Origin of the sequence: Anatilimnocola floriformis (assembly GCF_024256385.1) — a bacterium.
Lineage (GTDB): Bacteria > Planctomycetota > Planctomycetia > Pirellulales > Pirellulaceae > Anatilimnocola > Anatilimnocola floriformis.
This window is the reverse complement of sequence record NZ_JAMLFW010000001.1, coordinates 343,395-363,184: the sequence shown is the minus strand read 5'-3', so window position 1 is coordinate 363,184 and position 19,790 is coordinate 343,395. Positions and strand designations below refer to the sequence as shown.

Here is a 19,790-nt window from a genome sequence, read left to right as displayed (position 1 = left end):
ACCTCAAAAGTGATCTTGGTTGAATCTCCACCTTGGAGCCTGCGAGCATGAGTGATTCGTACACCGTGAACAACAACAGTTCCTTCGGCTCGCGGATCGGCGGCGCGATCATGGGGATGCTGATTGCACCGGTCCTGCTGCTCGGCGGCAGCTGCTTTCTCTTTTGGAACGAAGGCCGCACGGTGCATACCGCGCAGAGTCTCGACGAAGGCGAGAAGCAAGTCATCGAAGTCGCCGCCGACAAGATCGACTCGGCCAACGTCGGCAAGCTGGTGTATGTGACGGGGGAGACCGCCGTCGAAGGCGAACTGCGTGACGAAAAAATCGGCCTCACCGCGCCGGCGATCAAGCTGAAGCGCGTCGTCGAGATGTATCAATGGGAAGAAGAAAAGCGGACGAAGGACAGCAAGACTACTTACAAGTACGACAAAAGCTGGCGAAGCAAAATCCAGAGCAGCCGGAATTTTTATAAAAGCGGCTATGACAATCCCAACGTGATGCCGATCCAAAGCCAGGAGTTCGTCGCCAACAAGGTGACCTTCGGCGCGTTCACGCTCAACGATTTGCAAGTCGCCCGCATCGACAACGAAGAGTCGCGGCCTCTCACGCCGGAAGAATTTGCCGCTGTGCCGGAAGAGATTCGCAACGCTGCCGTGCAAACCAACAGCGGGTTGTATTTGCCGGCCGACAAATGGTTCTCGCAGTTGCCCGCCAGCGAGCGCAACGGCGGGTTCGACGCAGCCGCCAACGGCAGCGAAGAGCATCCCCAAGTCGGCGATGTGCGCGTGAAGTTGTATGTCGTCAAACCGGGCCCGACCTCGATCGTCGCCGAACAAACGGCATCGAGCTTTCAGCCGTTCAGCACCAAGGCGGGCGTATCGATCAGCGAAATCCGGCCGGCGAAGTTGACCTCGAAAGAGATGTTCGAGCTCGCCCGCAAGGACAACGCGTTCTGGGCCTGGGTGCTCCGCGGCGCTGGGCTGGGCGTAATCTTCGTCAGCTTCCTGTTTCTGATGGGCCCGCTCACCGCGCTCACCGACTGGATTCCTGGCCTGGGCAGCCTCGTGAGTGGCGGCGTGTTTCTGATCGCCATCGCTGGCACGCTGGTTGTTGGCTCGGTTGCCATTTCGGTGGCTTGGCTCTTTTATCGACCGCTGATTGCCACCGCCGTCCTCATCGGCGCGTTCCTGCTGGCCTACTTGTGCTGGCGAATGCTCCGCAAAAAGAAACAGCCGGAACTGCACAGCAGTGGGCTCGAGATCGTCAGCTAGCAGCGCTGGTGATGTTGACTCAGGGCGGAATGCCTGCGCAAATACGAGTCGATAGCCAGCCGCGCGGTTCCTAATCCTTAAAGGGAAGCCGCGGGGCTGCAGTTTTGGATGAGGATCGCACGATGACTCATGACAACAATTTGATCCGGCAGGGATCGCGCGTCTTGATTGCCAGTTTGATTGGATCCGCGCTGCTGACCCAAACTGGCTGCCCGCTGGCGACGGAAACTTCCAGCGCTGGCGTGGGCGGCGTCGCTCCTCCCGCGGCCCAAGTGCTCGCGCAAGCGGTTCCGGAAAAGCCTGCAGCCAAGGAAGAGCCGAAGAAAAACAGCGACGCCAATCCCGACGCCAACCGTCGGCCCAAGGCCGACCGCACGCCGCGGAAGCCAGGCGATCCGATCAAGATTACCTTCGACAATATCATCCTCGGCATGCAAGCCGATATTCCGTTTCGGCCGTGGATGCTGAAGGACGAAGTGAAGGATCTCGAGGGTCAACGCATCAGCATTACCGGTGTGATGCACGGCAATGTCGACAAGCCCAAGGCCAACAAAAAGTTCATCCTGCTCCGCAACAAGGAATGCAAATACGGCCCGGGCGGCCAAGCCGATCACCTGGCCATGGTCGAAATGAAGCCCGGCCAGGCCATCGACTTCACCACCGCGACCGTGGTCGTCGAAGGGAAGCTGAAGATCGTTCCCGAGACTGGCGACGACGGCAACACCTGGTCGCTCTACATCCTGGAAGACGCGACGGCGAAGGTGCAGTAATTGCCATCCTTGCCTGGCGTTTCATCCTTGCGCACCACATTCACCATGCAGAGCGTGGTGACTACACTGGTATGAAAACCAGGAGTCTTCATGCCACGTTTTGAATCTCTCCAACTGACCGCCGTCAACGATGAGCGGGTCGATGCCGAACCCGTCGCCTTTGCGGCGGGCACCACCGTGCATTGGCCGCGCGGCACGGCGGTCACCACCCGCGACGATCTCCGGATCTTTGGCGTGAACTTTGCCGATGGCAATCTGGTTCATCCCGAGTTTGCCGCCATCCTGCTCCAGCAAGCCGCCCGCCAACCGCAGGGGATGCTCGGTTTTGGCGGCAAAAAGATCCGTGATCCCGGGATCTGGGATCTGCCGGCCGCCAGGCTCCTTACTCGCCGCGCGCTGCTATTTTTCTGCAAGGCATATAACCAGACGTCGGCCCACACGACCGATCAATGGGCCAACGTGATGGATCCGGGCGATTATTCGTACCCGCACTGCCATTACGATTCGCAGGCCAGTCTGGTGTACTACCTCGACCCGGGCGAAGCCGATCCCAAGGAAAAGCTGGCCGGCCGGTTCCATTTCAGCGACCCACGGATCCCCTACTGCTGCTCGACCCACCCCGAGCGGCCCACCCGCGGCCTGCTGCCCGATATCCGCACGGGCACCTTGCTGATGTTTCCCAGCGAGTTTGTCCACTTCGTGCATCCCTACCGCGGCCAACGCCCCCGCATCACGCTGGCCTGGAATATCAGCCCCGGCCCGCCACCAGCCGTCCCCGAAGAAGCCAACCAGGCCTCGAATATCGCCCGCGGGACCTTTCGGACCTAAAGTTCGTCCCAGCTCCTCTCGCCAGGGGGCCACCCCATCGGTTACACTATGGGGCTTCCTATTTCGGTTTGCCCGTTAAAACTCAGTTCTGATTCGCGAGTTTCCCATGTCGAAGTCCGTTGAAAACGCCGCCGCCCGCAAGCTTGCCCTCAGCCAGAAGTACGCCGGCAAATTGAAGACGCTGAAGAGCAAAGAAGCCCGCCGCAAGGCCGTCAACAAGATGAAGAAGTTCGCCTGGCAAGCCAAGGCTTTGGTCCCGGCTTCGTAGTCCGGCTGGCAACAGCAGTCCGCATCGCTGAACAGCCACCATGCGGCGTCCGCTTGAGAAGTGATACTCGCGGACGCCTTCCCTGACCAGTTACGACCAATCAGAGTCGTAACTCGCGCTGAGCCCGAACGCGCACTCTTCCGACGAAAATCTCTCGCCATACAGCCGTCCCGTTGTGCGGCCCTGCAGTCTGGCAGTAGGTTGAAATGATCTACTGGGCCCGGAAGCAGGAGGACTGGCGATGGCACGCAACGGTTGGCTGTTGATTGGCTTGCTTAGCACAATACTGATGACTTGCGCAGAAGTGAGCCAGGCCGCGGATGAAAAGCCGCCGCAGCAGGCAACGGGAATTGAAGCTAAAGAGTTCCGCGAAGGAACCACCGTCGCGATCACCGGCGACGATAAACACGCCATCGTCGAAATCCGCTGCGAGCGAGGCATCGATACCTGCTACCTGGTGCGCTCGGGCGAAGCCTGGCCGAAAGAGATCACGCTGAAGTTGCACCTCCGCGGCTTGGAGTCGCTCAAGGTTTCGCACGGCAACTCCGCCATCGAGTGGTCCGTCGCCAGTTCCGCCGATCATACCGCGCGGTCAAGCTACCACAGCGGCAAACGAGTCGGCGAATTGAAGGCCGGCGATCCACTCTTCAGCGAGGCGAAGTTTATCAAAGGCGAAAAAGAAACCAGCTACTTCCAAGTGCCGATCGCCGCGAAGCACCTCGCCGAGAATCCAGCGCGGATCAAACTGCAATGGATCGATTTTTATCGATAAATCAACAATCCGCGAATTCCCAGCTGACCGCTGCTGGTTCACAACAGTTGTGGCGACTTCTTGATCCTCGCAAACCGTTTCGCCGTCCAACCTTACAAAAAACACCACACAAATTCGCTCAACACTTCTCAGCTTTTTACAACTACTTTCTGTTGTTGTTCACAACAGATTGCATCACCTCACAACGATCAGCTCCGAGTAGGGAACTCAGCGTTCGCCAACGAAGCGCAAAAAAATCCACCAGCTTGAGAAAGAGCAACGTCTCTCATTATTCGCCGAGGTCGGACAACTTTGGTCCGAGCGCGCTTTGTCGTTTGTCGTCGTTTTCTCCGAAAACGATGGGCTGAGGTCAACCTGAAGCGCGCTTAGGAACGAGCCCCGCGAAGTTCCGGCGGTGGCAAATAGAAGTCAGCCTTCGCTCTGGGAGAATTCGGCGACAATCAGCGTTGCCGATTCGGTCGCGGCTTGTTGCCCAGTTGTTGCAGCTCGATCACGCCGCGGCCGCCGTCTTGAATTTCGAGTGCGCCGGTCTTCGGCCAATAACGGAATTCACGTGCGGCCTGATAGGCGTGGGTGGTCGAACCCTTTTGGGCGTACCACAGTTCGGCATCGGCCCGGCCGTCCCCTTTGACGACGAGCATGTCCTTGAGCGACGCATAGGTAATGCGATGGGCCCGCGCGGTGAACTCTTTGCCGTCGACGCGCGTGTTTCCTTCGGAGATCAGTTCGTAAGTCGGCTCGCCGCCGGCGGGAGGGACGACCTGTGCGACTTGCATCGTGTCGCTCGTCATCAAAATGCCTTGCTCGCCCAGCGCGGGCAAGCCACGCTGATCGATCATCTCGATGGTCAGCCGATCGCGCCAATCGGCGACGCGCGTGTAAACGGTTTCGACGTTCTGCTCGAACTGCACCGTCCGCTTGTTCATGTCGCCGGCCATGCCGCGCTGGAAGGAAACCAGCAGGTGCGTGAGCGGCAACTCGGCGCCGCCGCCAGCGGCAGGTGCGGCGGGCATGGGAGCGCCGGGAACGGCGATCGCACCTTTGCGGAGCGTGAGGAGCTTGCCTTTGCCGATCGCGCGAATCGCGCCGGTCAATTGATTGATGTAGAGGTTCGGCGTTTCGAGCGTGTCGAACGAAGTCTGCTGCCCAGCGAGGTCGAGCGTTTTGTTTTCGAGATACACGCCGCCATCGAGCTTCATTTCGGCCAGGCCGACTTTGCTGCCGATTTGCGGCTGTGAGAAATCGATCCGTTCGGTGATCGAGGCATCGAGCATTCCGCACAGCACCAGTTGCGTCGCCGTGCGGGCCTGCACGTCTTCTTCCAGATGCACGGTTTGGCCGTCGAAATTCATCCGCCGCTGCCAGGTGACGCGCATGTACTCCGGCGGCTCGACGGGCCTGCCCGGCGGCGGAATTTTTTGCGGCAAGGGGAACGTGGCATCGCCGGGGCCGTCGATCCAGACGCGGTTTTCGCCGCGGTGCAAGTGAATCGCATCGCCTTGCAGCGACAGTCCGCGGGCCGAGATCTTGGCCGGTTGACCGACGACATGCACGATGGCGTCGGGCGTGGTGCCGCCGCGGAGTTCGACGGCTTCGCCGCGCAGTTTCAGGGGAGCCACGCCGGGCATCGTCGTTTGAATTTCATCGATCGACGCATTTCCTTGAATCGTCAGATCTTCGACGCCGTTGACTCCTTCGCCGTTGGCGACGCGCATCTGCACGAGTTGGCCGGTGACATCGAATTTCTGCGGCGGTCCCTGCGGCTCGTTCTTTGGCCCCATGGAAGTGCCGGGCTTGAGCGGCAGAGGCTGCGGCTTGGTTGCGGCAGCAGCGACTGCCGCGGGATCGGGTTTGAAGAACCAGGCTTCGAGGCGTTCGGTCTTGGCGTGCAACTTGGGCGATTCCACTTCCACGCCGCGAAGCGCGAGCAAGCGATCGGGAACGATCTGCACTTTCGGCTGACCCGCCGTCGCGCCCGGTTGAGCGCCGTAAGCGGTCGAGCCGAGCATGTCGTTCTGCGCGGGAACCATCGTGTTTTTGTCGGCGGGCACCTCTTGCAGCCAGAAGTGCAACTCGTCGGCGACAAACGTGCCGAGAGCCTGCAACGAGACAGCCGCTTGCGAAACGAGCGAGACCACCTGCGCGCCGTCTTGCGGTTGAATGCGGAGTTCTTTGTTCCACTTGGCGTCGAGCGTGCGCGGCTGACCACTCAGGAGTTGAATCGTTTGTAAGTGTCCCGGTCCCGCGGCCCACAACCGGCCGAGGCCGCCGGTCGGCGACATTTCGTACTGCAGCTCCACAGCATCGAAGACGTGCGGGCCTTGCTTGAGCGTGACTTGCTTCAAACCCTGGCCACTCTCGAGCGCGATGCGGCGCAGAGGCGGCATGAGTTCCATGCGGGCCGCTTTCACATACAAGCCCGTGCTCGGTCCTTCGAGAATCACCGGATTGCCGGTGGCGACGATCTTGGAAACGGCCACGCCGCGGAGCGGATCATTGGGAACCTCGACTCCCGCAGCTGCGGCGGCCGAGAGTTTGTCGTTCATGGCTTTTTTCGTAGCATCGTCGCCCATGTAGATCCGCAGACGATTGCAGGTCAACTTGTCGGGCAAACCGCCGGCGAGAATCCGCGTGATCTCGACCTGATCGTCGAACGCGGCCAGGTGTTGATCGAAATCGAAGACAAACATGCCGCGACAAGTGATTTCGATCGGGGCTTTTTTCTTGGTTGGTCCAGCCGCTGGTTGCGCAGACATATTCGGCACGAGCGAATCGCCGGGCAGGTCGAGATGGATCCGTTCGATGCGCGATAGCTGCAGCGTGCTCACGCCGCCGAAGGCCGTATCGGCGCCACCTTTTTCGCTCGGCTTGAGGAAGATCGTCAGATCGCGGCCGCGGCCGTAGCTCTCGCCATACTGAAAGTCGACGTCGTGTGGCGTGTAAGCCCGCTGCTGATCAAGTTGCAAGTTGCGCGTGTTGATCTGCAACGCATCGTTCGCGCCCGGCTTGCTGGGAGGACTGAAAATGGTGAGCTCGCCTGGCAGCCGGCCACCTTCCAATCGGCCAAACTCGGCGCGGGCGAAATCGAGCGGCTTATCGAACTTCAGCACCGCTCCTTGCGGCGCGCGGAGGACAATCGGCCGGCCTTTGCTCTTGGGTTTTCCGTTCGCATCTTTCTCGGGAGTCGCAAAGAAGATGAGCGTCGCGGGTTTGATTTCCAGCTGGCCGTCGGTGTTGGTCTGATAGTCCTTGAGCAGCAGCGTGAACTGCTCGGTTTCGATTTTCTTGGCCCCTTGGCGTTCCCAGGCATCTTCGGGAAAGAGCGTGAGAATGTCATCGGGCGGCGGAGTGGGACGCGGGTCTTGCGTGACGACTTGGTTCACACCGCGTGCGACCGGCGGCGGTTCCAGCATTGGCGCGATGCCCCACGCGTAGCCGCCATAGGCCACGATGAGAACGCAGGTCGCGAATATCCAACGCCGCAGGTGAATCATTAGTCCGTTAGTCTGCCAGAGTTAATCAGCTAAGTAAGGGTGAATCGTTTCGTCCCAACGCCCCTTGGCTTTCAACAACAGTTCGACCAGCTCGCGCACGGCCCCTTGGCCGCCGGCGAGCCGCGTGATGAAGCCCGCCGCCGATTGCACGTCGTCGGCAGCATCGGCTACTGCGACGCCCAGACCGACATTGCGAATGCACGGCAGGTCGGTCAAGTCATCGCCGATGTAGGCACATTGCTCGGGCTTGAGGTTCAACTGTTTCAGCACTTCGCGGAGCACAGGCAACTTTTGTTCGAAGCCTTGTCGCACGATCTCGATGCCGAGCTCGCTGGCCCGCAGCTTCACAATGTGCGACGTCCGCGCGGTAAGCACGCCGAACTTGAAACCGGCTCGCTGCCAGAGCTTGATGCCCAGGCCGTCGCGGATGTGAAACTTTTTGTGCTCGATCCCCTGGTTGTCGTACGTAATGCCGCCATCCGTCAGCACGCCGTCGACATCGGAGAGCAGTAGTTCGATACGTCGGCAGCGGTCAGAAAGTTTCATGGGGCGGCGGCGAGGAAGGGATTAGAGGTTAGAGATTAGGGGTTGGGGAGGTTAGTCCCAATAAGTATCGATGTTGCGTGAGGCATTTGATTTCGAATTCGGCGACGGCGATTCTCCGGGCGCGTGGAGCTTGAGAATTTTCGTGCGCTCGTTTGCTTCCACGCTGTGCTCCACCGGCACATTCCATACATCGGTAATATCGATCAAACCCACGGGTTGACCCTGTGCGTTGACCACCGGCAGTTCGCTGATCTTCCGATCGGCAAGCAGCTGGCAGGCCACGACCAACCGCGTGCCGAGTTCGACTCTAGTGGGCCGTTGGGTCATGACGTCAGCGAGCGGGCCGTCGATGCACGACTCGCGGCGAGCTTCCAGCAGCTTGGCCAGGTCGCTGTCGGTGAAGATGCCGGCGAGATGACCGGTTTCATCGACGATCATCACCGCGCCGGTTCGGCGGCCGGGGCGACTTTGCAGCAGCAGCGCTTCGCGAACGGTTTGTTCAGAACTTGCGATGCGGCACTGCTCGAGCGGCCGCATGGCTTCTTCGACTTTGGCCAGTTTTCGACCGAGGCTGCCGCCAGGATGAAAGCGGGCGAAATCTTCCTCGCTGAAGTGCCGCATCTGGCTGAGCACAAGCGCGAGCGCATCGCCCAGCGCGAGCATCGCCGTGGTGCTCGCGCTCGGCGCGAGACCGAGCGGGCAAGCTTCACGAATGGCGCCGAGATCGAGCGTGACGGCCGCGAATTTTCCGAGCGTGCTCGTCGGCTGACCGGTGATGGCGATCACGGTCGCGCCGAGTTGCTTCACGGTCGGCAACAGGCGGACGACTTCTTCGGTCTCACCGCTATACGAAAGGACCAGCAGCACATCGTCGCGATGAATCCGGCCGAGGTCACCGTGAATGGCTTCGCTGGGATGAACGAAGTGGCTCCGCGTGCCGGTCGACGCGAGCGTGGCAACAATCTTCTGCCCGATCAGGCCGGCCTTGCCCATGCCCGCGACCAGCACGCTGCCGCGGCAGGAGTGGAGCAATTGCACGGCGGCGCAAAAATCGTCATTCAAATGCTCGGCGAGCGCCTGCAACGTGTTGGCTTCGGCGCGAATGACTTCGCGACCCTGGCGCAATTGTTCCAGACTCGACAGCAATCCATGGCCGCCCGCCGGTAAAGCACTCATCGCCGTCATCCTTGACCGCTGGTTTTATAGAAAGAGTCCGTGGGGAATTGTAAGAAAGTCGCCAGAATCGAACAATGCGAAGTGGCGCTCTGCTAGCACGCAAAAATCCAATCCGATCGTGAGCCAACTATCATGCTGCCAAACATCGCTGGATTTTTTGCCGGACTGTTCGTGGCGATGGCGCTGATCGCCGGAATCGAGTTGGGTGGCTTCGCACTGCTGGGCGAGTTGCCCGAGGACTTGCAGTCGCCCGATCCCCAAGTGATGCAAGCCGCCGTCGCAAAGTTGCCGACGATCGCCTTTGTGATGTTGATCGCCGCTTACACGGTCGGCTCTTTCGGCGGCGCGCTCGTGGCAGGTCTGATCTGTCGCAGCGGCCGCTTGGTTTTTCCCGCACTGATCGGCGCGCTCATTTGGGGCAGCACGCTCTACTGGCTACTGAAGATTCCCAGCCCGCTTCTCGTCTGGTTCAGCTTGCTCACGGTGCCGCTGGCAACCGTCGCCGGTGCGTTACTCGCGCTCGTACTGCGGCCTTCACCGCTGCCAGGAATTCAACCCTATGACATGCGGAAAAAGGGAATGGCCTGCAAGTGAGCTATAGCGGCACGGGGGTTGAAAATCTCGCTGACGAACAGATAGCCAGAGCGGTCGATCGTTGAACACTCCAAATACTTAATTGGCTGCAATTTATGGCGTTTTTGCGTTTGGCGCGCAAGTTGCACCGAGGGCTCGCCACGAGCAAGTCATCCATTCAACACAACAAGGAACCGATAACGCTGAGGAAGCGAGTACTGCCATGGAAACGAAGATCAAAAGTCCCAAAAACGAAGCGGAGAATTTAGCCCGGATCGGCATCCGCGGCCTCGACGATGTCTTGGCGGGCGGTCTGACGCCCAATCGGTTGTACCTGCTCGATGGTGACCCGGGTTCGGGAAAAACCACCATCGCCTTGCAGTTTCTGATGCAAGGCGTGCTCAAGGGCGAGACGACGCTTTATGTGACGCTCGCCGAAACAATTCAAGAACTGAAAGCGGTTGCCGACAGTCACGGCTGGAATCTCGAAGGCATTGAATTGCTCGAGATCATTCCCGGTGGCGATGCGCTTTCGACCGACGATCAGATCACCATGTTTCATCCGTCCGAAGTGGAACTGGGTGAAGCCACCGAAAAAATCCTGGCAGCCGTGGAGAAGCTCAAGCCGAAGCGAGTTGTGATTGATTCGCTCTCGGAGTTGCGGCTGTTGTCGCAACATTCGCTTCGCTATCGGCGGCAGATTCTCGCGCTCAAGCGATTTTTCATGGGGCGAGAATGCACGGTCATGCTGCTCGACGATCGCACGGCCGACGCCGCTGATCGGCAACCTTATTCCATCGCGCACGGTGTGATCACGCTCGAGCAGTTGACGCCCGAGTACGGCTCGGAGAGGCGGCGGTTGAATATTTCGAAGTATCGCGGCTCTTCCTTTCGCGGCGGCTTTCACGACTTTGTGATTCGCCAGGGCGGCATTGATGTTTTTCCGCGATTAGTCGCCGGCGAGTATCCGATTCGTATGAATCGCGTCGTGGTTCCCAGCAGTTTGCAGACACTCGACGATTTGCTTGGCGGCGGACTGACGTCGGGCACGAGCACGCTGATCACCGGCCCGGCTGGTTCCGGCAAATCGAGCCTCGCCATGCAGTACGTCGTGGCTGCCTGCGAACGAGGCGAAAATGTCGCGATCGCGCTCTTTGATGAAAGCGTGGCCACATTGGTCGACCGCATGCATGGCATGGGACGATCGATCGAAAAATACATCGATAATGGACAAATCGCGGTTCATCAAATCGATCCTGCCGAGTTCTCGCCGGGCCAACTCGTGCACCTGTTGCGCGAGCAAGTCGAAGAGCGCGGCGTGAAGATGATCGTGCTCGATAGCTTGAATGGCTACATGCATTCGATGCCGGGCGAAAACTTCCTCACCGTGCAGTTGCATGAACTGACGAGCTACTTCGGTCATCGCGGCGTGACTACTATCCTGGTGACAACCCAACAAGGGATGATCGGCCCGGCGATGCGTTCGCCCGTCGATGCTACCTACTTGGCCGATTGCGTGATCATGATGCGTTACTTCGAAGACAGGGGCCGTGTTCGCAAAGCCATTTCGGTGGTCAAAAAGCGGACGGGCTATCACGAAGATACGATCCGCGAGATGTCGATCGATAGTCGTGGATTGCACGTCGGTGAACCACTGACCGATTTTCGCGGCGTGCTCACGGGCGTGCCCGAGCGTCGGCCCATCGAAGATTCGAAAGCACGAGGCAATTAATGTCGAGTGCCCCGCAGATGTCGCTGACGGCCGAAGAAAAGCGCGTGCTGATTCTTGCGCCAACCAAAAAAGATGGAGAGGTTTCCGTCTCGCTGCTCGCGCAGGCGGGCATTCCCGCACTAGCCTGCGCGGCACTCTCTAGTCTGATCGACGAACTGAGGATCGGGGCTGGGGCACTAGTAATCACCGAAGATAGCCTAACACGCAACTTTCAGAGTCCACTGTACGCTGCTTTGCACGATCAGCCGACGTGGTCGGAGTTGCCGATCATCGCGCTGGTGCGCAATTCAACCGACGGCGCGATCAGCAAGCAACTGAAGCTGCTCGGCCATGTGACGCTGGTCGAACGCCCTGTCTTGCTGCGCACGTTCTTGTCCGCGATCCAAACAGCCCTGTGGGCCCGCCATCGCCAATATCAAAATCGCGACTTGCTAGAGAAGGAGCGTCTGGCTCGCGAGGAAGCCGAACGAACCAGTCGGCTGAAAGATGAGTTCATTGCCACGCTGTCGCACGAATTGCGGACACCGCTGAGTGCCATTCTCGGTTGGTCGCAACTCCTCGGCCGTGGTCTGCTGGATGAAAATGAAAGTCAAGAAGCGGTCGCCAGTATCGAACGCAACGCTCGCGCACAGACCCAATTGATCGAAGACCTGCTCGACATGAGCCGGATCATCAGCGGCAAGATGCGGCTCGATGTGCAAATCATCGAGCCCAACATGTTCATCGAAGCAGCCATCGCTACCGTGCGGCCTGCTGCCGCGGCGAAAGAGATTCGGCTCAACACGCAGTTCGATGCCAAGGTGGGAACCGTGCTGGGCGATCCCAGCCGGCTGCAACAAGTCATTTGGAATCTGCTTTCGAACGCCATCAAATTTACGCCGATGCACGGTGAGGTCCGGATCACTGTGCGTCGGCTCAATTCACATTTGGAAATCGCCATCCGCGATTCAGGCCAAGGCATTTCGGCCGAGTTCCTGCCGTATGTCTTTGATCGTTTCCGCCAGGCCGACGGCTCGACCACGCGCCGCGTCGGCGGCTTGGGGCTCGGTCTGGCGATCGTCAAGCAACTGATCGAACTCCATGGCGGCCAGATTGAAGCCCAAAGCGAGGGCGAAGGTTTGGGCAGCTCGTTCGTCGTTTCGTTGCCGGTGAATTCTTCGTTGCTCGCCATGCAACCGCGCGAACGAAGATCTCCTTCGCGATTCAATGAGACTCGCGCGCCGGAGTTCCAATCGCTGCAGGGCATAAAAATTCTCGCGGTCGACGACGAGCGCGACGCGCTCGGTGTGCTGGCCCGTGTCCTCACGATGTGCGGCGCCGATGTTCGCACCGGCACCTCAGCCGCCGAAGCCATCACACTGTGTGACAATTTTCATCCCGATCTGCTCATCAGCGACATCGGCATGCCTGAGGTCGACGGCTGTGAACTAATCCGGATGTTGCGTGCGACCTCGCATCAGCTTCCCGCCATCGCCTTGACGGCTTTCGCCCGGAGCGAAGATCGCACCCGTTCGTTGCGCGCTGGTTTCTCGGCGCACCTTTCAAAACCCGTCGAGCCGGCCGAACTCGTCGCGACAGTGGCAGCGCTGACCTCGCGAAAGTAGTGGTTTATCCACGTTTGATGGATAAATCGACATCTATGGACCAGACAGGGGACGTTGCTCCCTCATCTATATCCGCGCCCTGTTTTGCGACCTATGCTGAAAGGACCACGGTTTTCACGCTGCCAAGTGAGGTCCTCATGCTCGTTCGTTTCTTGTCTTTGAGTTGTTGCCTGGCACTCTTCTGCTCGAGCGCGTTCGCTCAAGAGACCAAGGCCAAAAAGAAGTCTGCCGAGCCGACGGCGGCTGCCAATACGCAGACCGAACTGCAATCGATTCGGCAATCGTCAAAGCTGTTCGTTGCTGCGTTCGACAAAGCCGATGCCAAAGCGGTTGCTGCGCTCTGGACCGAGTCGGGCGAGTACGTTGATGACACCGGCAGCACGTTCACGGGCCGGAAGGCTATTGAAAAAGAATACGACCGGTTCTTTACGGAGAACCCCGGCCACAAGATCACACTGGCGATCGATTCACTGAAGTTGCTGAGTGACTCAGCCGCCATCGAAGATGGCCGGGCCATTCTCGACCCAGCCCCCGCCGGTGCGCCGGCCATCAGTAAGTACACCGTCGTGCATGTGAAGATCGATGGCCAGTGGCTGATGAGCTCGGTGCGCGACACGCACGTGCCGACGCCATCGGCTTATCGCCACTTGGAAGATTTCGAATGGCTGATCGGCAATTGGTCGGCCGAAGAACACGGCGCGAAGACGGAAGTCACCTGCCGCTGGATCGCCAACAAGAGCTTTGTCGAACGGTCGTTCAAAGTGACCAAAGATGGTCAGGTGACCGCCGCTGGCGTGCAGATCATCGGTTGGAACCCAGTCGCCAGCGCGCCGCAATCGTGGCTATTTGCTTCCGATGGCGGCCAAACTATGGGAAAATGGACTGCGCGTGAAAACGGCTGGCAGATCGAGTCGCAAGGGATTCTCGCCGACGGCACGCCGACCACGGCAGTGACCACGTTCGTCAAGCTGGATGAAGAAGCCTTTGCCTGGCAATCGCTGTCGCGCACCGTTGGCGGCCGCAAGTTGCCCGACACGGAAGAAATCGTGCTGAAGCGCACGAAGTAACGATTGTCGCCCGGTAGGACGAACCAGTGGTTCGTCCGGCAGCGGGTAACAGCCAAACCATGGCAGTGACAGTTCTGGCCGGACCAATGGTCCGGCCTACGAAGCTAATTCGCTCTTCTCGATCGAGCTCCACACCACAAGTCATCTCAACCAAACGAAGTCTCCTATGCGCCATCACATTCTCTTCACCGCCGTTGCTCTGTTTACCGTGTCCTCGATTCCGCATTACTGCGCCGCTCGTGGCGTGGGTGGTGGAGGTGGCGGCTTTGGTGGAGGAGGAGGCGGCGCTCGGATGGGCGGCGGCGGTGGTGGCTTTGGTGGAGGAGGCGGCGGAATCGGTGGAGGCGCACGTCCTGGCGGCTTCGGCGGTGGGGGTGGATTAGGTGGTGGCGGTGGCGGTTTCAGCGGCGGTCATCCGATTGGTGGTGGCGGCGGAAACTTTGGCGGTGGTGGGAATTTCGGTGGCGGTGGATTCGACCGCGGGAACATCGGTGGCGGCAATTTTGGCGGTGGAAACTTCGGCGGTGGCGGTGGTTTGAATCGTGACTTGGGCGGTTTGAATCAAGGTGGGCTGGAACGCTTTGGTGGCGGCGGTTTGAACGATCGCGGATTGGGTGGCGCCGGGCTAGGTCAGGGTGGATTTGAGAATCGCACCAATAACTTTGGCGGCGGCAATTTTGAAAATCGGAGCAATTTCAATCAGCCGAGCCGTTCACAGCTGAACAACTTCCTCGGCCTGCCTTCCGATGAAGGAATGCACTCGCTCAATCAAACTCAAAATCACGCCTTCGATAACGTCGACGTCAATCACGGCACGGTGAATGGCCCGCGCGGCGGCGAAGGGAGCTACACCACGGTGACGGGGCCGCGTGGTAACACTGCGGGCCGCGGCGCTTACGAAGGTGCGAACGGCGGCACCGTGGCAGGCCGTGGCGTCGAAGGCGCTGATGGCGGCAAGGCAGGACAAGGAATCGCGGTCGGCCCGAACGGCGGTGTGGCTGCGGGTGGCGGAGTCGTTGGTCCCAATGGCGGTGCTGCTGGACGCGGCGCAGCTGTTGGTCCGAACGGCGGCGTGGTCGCAGGCCGCGGCGTCGAAGGGCCCAACGGCGGCAAGGCCGGTCAAGGCATTGCGGTTGGTCCCAATGGTCGAGTCGCTGGTGGCGGCGCGGTGGTGGGTCCGAATGGTGGCGCTGCGGCCCGCGGTTTTGCCGCAGGTCCGAATGGCGTGGCCGCTGGCTTCGCTCGCGTTTCTCCTTCCGGCCGATATGTGACGGCCGCTGGCGTGCGGACGAACTTCAATCACTGGGGCGTCTACGGCTCGGGTTGGTACGGCAATCATCCCGGTGCGTGGTTCGCGGCTGGCTGGGCGACGGGCGCTGCCTGGAACACTGCCAACTGGGCCATGGCCAGCGATTGGCTCGGCTATGCTGCGCAGCCGGTCTACTACGACTATGGCAACAACGTGACTTACGAAGACAACAGCGTGTATGTGAATGGCGACCAGGTCGGCACATCGACCGATTACTACAACCAGGCCACGACGCTCGCCACGCAAGGGGCCGAAGCCGACGCTCCCGCCGACGGCGATTGGCTGCCGCTGGGCGTCTTTGCCCTCAGCAAGAATGCGAGCGCGACCTCGGACGTGGTGATTCAACTCGCCGTGAACAAAGCGGGCGTCGTCCGCGGCAACTACACCGACACGGTGACGAACAAAACCCAAGCCATCAACGGCAGCATCGACAAGCAAACGCAGCGAGTCGCCTTCCAAGTCGGCGACAACAAAACGGCCGTTATGGAAACCGGCCTGTATAACCTCACCAAGGATCAGTCGCCGGTTCTCGTGCATCTCGACGCCGACCGCACCGAACAATGGCTGCTGGTGCGGATGAATAAGGGCGGGAGCGACGACGCTGGCGTTTCGCGGTAAGTGATTCGCAGGGCGAACCTCCAGGCGACTGGCTTGTCACTAAACTGAGCAAGCCATTCGCGCGCAAGGTGTATTATGCCCGGCCATCTCGTTCTTCTCGGCGACTCAATTTTCGACAACGCCTATTACGTGCCCGGCGGCCCAGCGGTCAACGAGCACGTGCGCCGGCTGCTACCCAAAGACTGGCAGGCCTCGCTGCTGGCGGTCGACGGTGCGAAGGTTGCCGATGTCGCTCGTCAACTTGAACAGTTGCCGGAGACTGCTACGCACTTGGTGCTGAGCATCGGCGGCAACAACGCGCTCTGGTCGGCCGGCAACTTCTTCCCCGTTGAGGCCAGCACGGTGCGCGATGCCATGACAACCTTGGCCGCGGCCCGCGAAGAGTTTCAGAGTGAATACCGCGGCTTGGTGAAACAGCTACGCGGTCTGCGCAAGGGACTCGCAATCTGCACCGTTTACGACGCGATTCCCGGAATCACGCCAGCAGAGATCGCCGGGCTGTGCTTGTTCAACGACGTCATTACGCGCACCGCGATTGCGGCAAAGCTGACGCTCATCGACCTCCGCACGATCTGCAATGAAGCGAGCGACTTCTCCAGCCTGTCGCCCATCGAACCCTCCGCCGCCGGGGGCGGCAAGATCGCCCGCGGCATTCTCGACGCACTCTTCGAGCCCACAGCGGGCTGCCATGTGATTGGCTAGTTTTACTTATTCAATTCCATCACACACTCGCGCCAGAGTGTGTCGACGTCTTTGCCGGTGAAGTCGGTGAAGTCTTCTAGCTCGAATTTATTGGCTTGCATGCGGCGGTGAATCTTGTCGACCGTGCCCGGAAATTTTTCGTCGACCCAGACGAGGAACTTCGCAGTCACGCCGTAACTGTTTTTGTAGCTCTGTTCGGGCCGCAGCCTGCGAGGAATCGCCCAGCGCTGTTGTGGCGGACCATAGACGTGCCGGGCGTAATCGGCGATTCCTTCGGTCAGCCAACCGGGATCGGAATTGGGATAGGCTTGCACGAGATGCGTCAGTTCGTGCGTCAGCAAGCCGATGTCTTCCGGATGCTTTTCCAGCCACTCGGTGCTGACCGTGATCGTGTCGCGATGAGCGTACGCGGGAACTTTGATTCCCTTTTTGAATTCGATCTTGATGCTCCGCGCGGCGAACTTCTCTTCATTCTCAAATCGCTTGAGCAACTTCGGATAGCAATCGTAAAAGAGCGTCGTCAGGTTGCCGGCGACCTTTCCCATGTCGCCGCTCACGTCCCCTTCGATGGTCAAACGCAACGGCGGCGGCGTGCGCGGCCGTTCTGGTTTATCCTCGGTTTTCGATTCGGGCTTGGTCTCTGTTTTTAGTTCCGGCTTGGGTTCTGCCTTCGGCTCCTCTTGAGCGAGCAGAGGAACGGTGAGAGCAGGAACGCTCAGGAGCAACGCAGCAAGAGCCTGACGACGAGAGTGTGGCATGGGAGTTCGTTCGAATCGAGGGAGAGAAAAACCAGTTCTTAGTGTACCTACAAAATGCGCTGCGACTCACTTTCGATGAACGCAATTCGCAAGCGGTAATTGGAATAAAACTGCGACCGCCCGAGCTGCTGAGCCACGGCATGCTCGCTGTGTCGCTTCCAGGCCGCGATATCAGGAAGCGACCGCCAGTATGAAACCGTGATCCCCACGCCACTCGCATCGCGTACGCTTTCGACGCCCAGAAAGCCCGGCTGCTCCGCAGCGAGCTTCAGCATTCGTTGGGCGAGTTCCGCATAACCGCTGGCCGAAGGTGACAACTCAGAGGTGAAAATCACCGCGTAGTACGGCGGAGGTGGTGTCGCGGCGAACATCGTTTCGTGAAACTCCTCATCCTGCAAATGTCGCGTTGTAATTTCGCTGGCCCACTAACCTGCACACCATTCGATTGCCACATCGCGGTAAGGCTCGGTGACCCAATCCCAATCTTCAGGAGCATGTTCCGGCTGACGCTTGTCTAGTAATTTTCGCTCACCCTGCAGATTGGTGTAGCGAATCTGATACGGCAGCAGCACGCCACTCTCGAACGCAGCCAGCCAGGCAACATATCCATTGGTGATGCCACCTCCGCTAACGATTTCATCGGCCATCTCCTGGCGATCGACGTACTCAGCCAGGACATACACGCCATCGTGGTGGAGCCAGCTCAACGTTAGATACTGACCGAACACGGGTGTGCTTGGTGCCAGCGGTTCCGCTCGCCGTTTGCGATAGTGCGGCAATTTGATCCGACTTTGAGAGTAAGGCGTGGTCAGTTGCGGATTCTGGGGCCCATTCGATTGGATATCACGGCAAATTTGACTCCGAACCACATTCACGAACTCTGGCTCATAAGACGGAGCGGCCTGCTGAGCAATTTCGCCGAGCGTGGTCGAACTCGTGTACTGAATCGCTTGCGCGAAGTGTTCAACGGCGAGCAGGTCCTCTTCCCAGAGATCTTCGTAATGGGACAGGACTTCGGCGTGAGTACGTAGCTTCAACAGATGCAGCAAATCGTCGACAGAGTAATGCAGTACGCTCGGCTTGCCGCCGCAGACGTCCGGATCGATAGCTATGCGATGGAGTAAAGGCATGAAAGTATTCTATTTCACTTTTCTCGCGCCCCAAAACTCCTGAGACAGCTAAGGGCGAGGTTGTTGCTTCAACCGCTGCAGCCATTGCTGCAAATCGGCCGGCAGTGTCGATTTGAAACTCAACGTTTCTCCCGTCGATGGATGAATGAACCCGAGCACGGCAGCGTGCAGTGCTTGCCGAGGCGCGCCGCTGGTGTCGTGCTGAGGCTTTTCACCAAGCGGATGGGTGTAGGTCTTCTCGCCGCAGAGCATGTGGCCGCGTTCGGAAAGATGAATGCGAATCTGATGCGTCCGGCCGGTCTCGAGCTTGCATTCGATCAGCGAATAATCGCCGATAACTTCGAGAGGCTTGATGTGCGTAATTGCCTGTTGAGCTTCTTGTTCTTGATCCTCTCCCTCTCCTCGGTACTCTGGGGAGAGGGGCACATCTGCAACTGCACTGTCCTCTCGAGCGCGCTCGATCACACTCCCGCGCAACCCATCTCCGCGATCCCTCACGAGCATCGTCTCGATCTTTCCCGCTTCAGGCCGGCCATAGACTACGGCCAGATAAGCCCGTTCGATACGATGCTTGCTGAAGAGACGAATCAGTGCGGTCTCGGCTTGCTGCGTGCGCGCGAAGACCATCAAGCCGCTCGTATCGCGATCGAGCCGATGGACCGCGCGGATCGGTGGCAACTGCGGGCCCGAGCGCTGTTGATGCCGATGCTCGCGACGGCCTCGCTGCGGCGTTTTCGGTCGCGGCTGTTCATCCAGATTCCACCCCAAGTGCCTGGCCAGCGCTCGCGGCACGAGTTCATCGAGCGTCGGCTGGCGGCGTTTCCGATCGGCCGACCAGTTGCGTTCTTCGGCATGCCGCAGCGTGGTGATGCCGGCCGGCTTTTCGATAATCACCAGATGCTGATCGGCAAAGCGAATCTTCACGCTCCGCTCATCGGCCGGCGGAGCCAGCGGATGCTGCCAGACCTGAATGACGTCGCCGGATTTTACCTTGCGAGCCTCTTCCAGGCAGAGGTTGCCGTTCACCTGAATCTGCCGCGCGGTGATCAGCTTTTTCACCTGATTCCACGATTTATCGGGCATGAATTCGCGCAGCACGGCGGCGAGAGCTTTTCCTTGCTGAGCGGGTTGCACGTGATGATTGACGTAATTCTTAGGCCGAGACATGCAAC

At 59.5% G+C, this 19,790-nt stretch carries 18 protein-coding genes; 11 read left to right on the top strand and 7 right to left on the bottom strand.

Going from position 1 to position 19,790, the window contains the following annotated elements; all coding sequences use genetic code 11:
• Nucleotides 1-47 precede the first annotated feature (47 nt).
• From M9Q49_RS01450 to M9Q49_RS01430, 5 genes are all read left to right on the top strand, one after another.
• Nucleotides 48-1,271, top strand: a complete 1,224-nt coding sequence (locus M9Q49_RS01450; RefSeq protein ID WP_254506843.1) for a TMEM43 family protein — start codon at nt 48-50, stop codon at nt 1,269-1,271.
• Between the two features lie 122 nt (nt 1,272-1,393).
• Entirely contained in the window at nt 1,394-2,041 is a 648-nt protein-coding gene (locus M9Q49_RS01445) for a hypothetical protein (protein ID WP_254506841.1), read from the top strand.
• Between the two features lie 90 nt (nt 2,042-2,131).
• A complete protein-coding gene (locus M9Q49_RS01440; protein ID WP_254506839.1) occupies nt 2,132-2,869 on the top strand; it encodes a putative 2OG-Fe(II) oxygenase in 738 nt (245 codons plus the stop codon).
• Nucleotides 2,870-2,975: 106 nt separating this feature from the next.
• Nucleotides 2,976-3,137 (top strand): hypothetical protein, encoded by a 162-nt coding sequence (locus tag M9Q49_RS01435; RefSeq protein ID WP_254506838.1) that lies wholly within the window; start codon nt 2,976-2,978, stop codon nt 3,135-3,137.
• A gap of 241 nt (nt 3,138-3,378) precedes the next feature.
• On the top strand, nt 3,379-3,909 hold the full coding sequence (locus M9Q49_RS01430; RefSeq protein WP_254506836.1) for a hypothetical protein: 531 nt from the start codon (nt 3,379-3,381) through the stop codon (nt 3,907-3,909).
• Between the two features lie 440 nt (nt 3,910-4,349).
• Here M9Q49_RS01430 and M9Q49_RS01425 read toward each other — a convergent pair whose 3' ends face one another.
• The 3 genes from M9Q49_RS01425 to M9Q49_RS01415 are packed head-to-tail and all read right to left on the bottom strand — an operon-like array spanning nt 4,350 to nt 9,125.
• Nucleotides 4,350-7,403, bottom strand: a complete 3,054-nt coding sequence (locus M9Q49_RS01425) for a hypothetical protein (RefSeq protein WP_254506835.1) — start codon at nt 7,401-7,403, stop codon at nt 4,350-4,352.
• Between the two features lie 21 nt (nt 7,404-7,424).
• A complete protein-coding gene (locus tag M9Q49_RS01420; RefSeq protein WP_254506834.1) occupies nt 7,425-7,949 on the bottom strand; it encodes a KdsC family phosphatase in 525 nt (174 codons plus the stop codon).
• Between the two features lie 51 nt (nt 7,950-8,000).
• A complete protein-coding gene (locus M9Q49_RS01415; protein WP_254506833.1) occupies nt 8,001-9,125 on the bottom strand; it encodes a KpsF/GutQ family sugar-phosphate isomerase in 1,125 nt (374 codons plus the stop codon).
• Between the two features lie 132 nt (nt 9,126-9,257).
• Between M9Q49_RS01415 and M9Q49_RS01410 the strand changes: the two genes are divergently transcribed.
• The 6 genes from M9Q49_RS01410 (at nt 9,258) to M9Q49_RS01385 (ending at nt 16,730) form a co-directional block, all read left to right on the top strand.
• On the top strand, nt 9,258-9,719 hold the full coding sequence (locus tag M9Q49_RS01410) for a hypothetical protein (protein ID WP_254506831.1): 462 nt from the start codon (nt 9,258-9,260) through the stop codon (nt 9,717-9,719).
• Between the two features lie 202 nt (nt 9,720-9,921).
• On the top strand, nt 9,922-11,430 hold the full coding sequence (locus M9Q49_RS01405) for an ATPase domain-containing protein (protein WP_254506830.1): 1,509 nt from the start codon (nt 9,922-9,924) through the stop codon (nt 11,428-11,430).
• On the top strand, nt 11,430-13,034 hold the full coding sequence (locus M9Q49_RS01400) for an ATP-binding response regulator (protein ID WP_254506829.1): 1,605 nt from the start codon (nt 11,430-11,432) through the stop codon (nt 13,032-13,034). Before M9Q49_RS01405 ends, M9Q49_RS01400 begins: the two co-directional genes overlap by 1 nt.
• Nucleotides 13,035-13,171: 137 nt before the next feature.
• On the top strand, nt 13,172-14,101 hold the full coding sequence (locus tag M9Q49_RS01395; RefSeq protein ID WP_254506828.1) for a YybH family protein: 930 nt from the start codon (nt 13,172-13,174) through the stop codon (nt 14,099-14,101).
• A 166-nt stretch (nt 14,102-14,267) separates the two neighbouring features.
• Nucleotides 14,268-16,028 (top strand): protocadherin, encoded by a 1,761-nt coding sequence (locus M9Q49_RS01390; RefSeq protein WP_254511887.1) that lies wholly within the window; start codon nt 14,268-14,270, stop codon nt 16,026-16,028.
• A 75-nt stretch (nt 16,029-16,103) separates the two neighbouring features.
• Nucleotides 16,104-16,730: an SGNH/GDSL hydrolase family protein gene (locus M9Q49_RS01385; RefSeq protein ID WP_254506827.1), complete on the top strand. Its 627-nt coding sequence runs from the start codon at nt 16,104-16,106 to the stop codon at nt 16,728-16,730.
• A 2-nt stretch (nt 16,731-16,732) separates the two neighbouring features.
• Here the strand turns inward: M9Q49_RS01385 and M9Q49_RS01380 are convergent, their stop codons facing one another.
• From M9Q49_RS01380 to M9Q49_RS01365, 4 genes are read right to left on the bottom strand one after another with little or no spacing between them, the layout of a single operon-like run.
• Nucleotides 16,733-17,488: a basic secretory protein-like protein gene (locus M9Q49_RS01380; RefSeq protein ID WP_254506825.1), complete on the bottom strand. Its 756-nt coding sequence runs from the start codon at nt 17,486-17,488 to the stop codon at nt 16,733-16,735.
• 47 nt (nt 17,489-17,535) lie between these two features.
• Nucleotides 17,536-17,859 carry an antibiotic biosynthesis monooxygenase family protein gene (locus tag M9Q49_RS01375; RefSeq protein ID WP_254506823.1) on the bottom strand — a complete coding sequence of 108 codons (324 nt, stop codon included), beginning with the start codon at nt 17,857-17,859 and terminating at the stop codon, nt 17,536-17,538.
• A 54-nt stretch (nt 17,860-17,913) separates the two neighbouring features.
• The gene (locus M9Q49_RS01370) at nt 17,914-18,618 is read right to left on the bottom strand and encodes a DUF433 domain-containing protein (RefSeq protein ID WP_254506822.1); all 705 of its coding nucleotides are present in this window, start codon (nt 18,616-18,618) and stop codon (nt 17,914-17,916) included.
• Nucleotides 18,619-18,666: 48 nt separating this feature from the next.
• Nucleotides 18,667-19,785 (bottom strand): RluA family pseudouridine synthase, encoded by a 1,119-nt coding sequence (locus tag M9Q49_RS01365; protein WP_254506820.1) that lies wholly within the window; start codon nt 19,783-19,785, stop codon nt 18,667-18,669.
• Nucleotides 19,786-19,790: the final 5 nt, after the last annotated feature.

Coding starts and splice junctions, on each gene's coding strand:
- M9Q49_RS01390 (WP_254511887.1), top strand. CDS start 14,268: ATGCGCCATCACATTCTCTTCACCGCCGTTGCTCTGTTTACCGTGTCC.
- M9Q49_RS01420 (WP_254506834.1), bottom strand. CDS start 7,949: ATGAAACTTTCTGACCGCTGCCGACGTATCGAACTACTGCTCTCCGAT.
- M9Q49_RS01430 (WP_254506836.1), top strand. CDS start 3,379: ATGGCACGCAACGGTTGGCTGTTGATTGGCTTGCTTAGCACAATACTG.
- M9Q49_RS01365 (WP_254506820.1), bottom strand. CDS start 19,785: ATGTCTCGGCCTAAGAATTACGTCAATCATCACGTGCAACCCGCTCAG.
- M9Q49_RS01410 (WP_254506831.1), top strand. CDS start 9,258: ATGCTGCCAAACATCGCTGGATTTTTTGCCGGACTGTTCGTGGCGATG.
- M9Q49_RS01385 (WP_254506827.1), top strand. CDS start 16,104: ATGCCCGGCCATCTCGTTCTTCTCGGCGACTCAATTTTCGACAACGCC.
- M9Q49_RS01415 (WP_254506833.1), bottom strand. CDS start 9,125: ATGAGTGCTTTACCGGCGGGCGGCCATGGATTGCTGTCGAGTCTGGAA.
- M9Q49_RS01380 (WP_254506825.1), bottom strand. CDS start 17,488: ATGCCACACTCTCGTCGTCAGGCTCTTGCTGCGTTGCTCCTGAGCGTT.
- M9Q49_RS01405 (WP_254506830.1), top strand. CDS start 9,922: ATGGAAACGAAGATCAAAAGTCCCAAAAACGAAGCGGAGAATTTAGCC.
- M9Q49_RS01445 (WP_254506841.1), top strand. CDS start 1,394: ATGACTCATGACAACAATTTGATCCGGCAGGGATCGCGCGTCTTGATT.
- M9Q49_RS01440 (WP_254506839.1), top strand. CDS start 2,132: ATGCCACGTTTTGAATCTCTCCAACTGACCGCCGTCAACGATGAGCGG.
- M9Q49_RS01425 (WP_254506835.1), bottom strand. CDS start 7,403: ATGATTCACCTGCGGCGTTGGATATTCGCGACCTGCGTTCTCATCGTG.
- M9Q49_RS01370 (WP_254506822.1), bottom strand. CDS start 18,618: ATGCCTTTACTCCATCGCATAGCTATCGATCCGGACGTCTGCGGCGGC.
- M9Q49_RS01375 (WP_254506823.1), bottom strand. CDS start 17,859: ATGTTCGCCGCGACACCACCTCCGCCGTACTACGCGGTGATTTTCACC.
- M9Q49_RS01435 (WP_254506838.1), top strand. CDS start 2,976: ATGTCGAAGTCCGTTGAAAACGCCGCCGCCCGCAAGCTTGCCCTCAGC.
- M9Q49_RS01450 (WP_254506843.1), top strand. CDS start 48: ATGAGTGATTCGTACACCGTGAACAACAACAGTTCCTTCGGCTCGCGG.
- M9Q49_RS01400 (WP_254506829.1), top strand. CDS start 11,430: ATGTCGAGTGCCCCGCAGATGTCGCTGACGGCCGAAGAAAAGCGCGTG.
- M9Q49_RS01395 (WP_254506828.1), top strand. CDS start 13,172: ATGCTCGTTCGTTTCTTGTCTTTGAGTTGTTGCCTGGCACTCTTCTGC.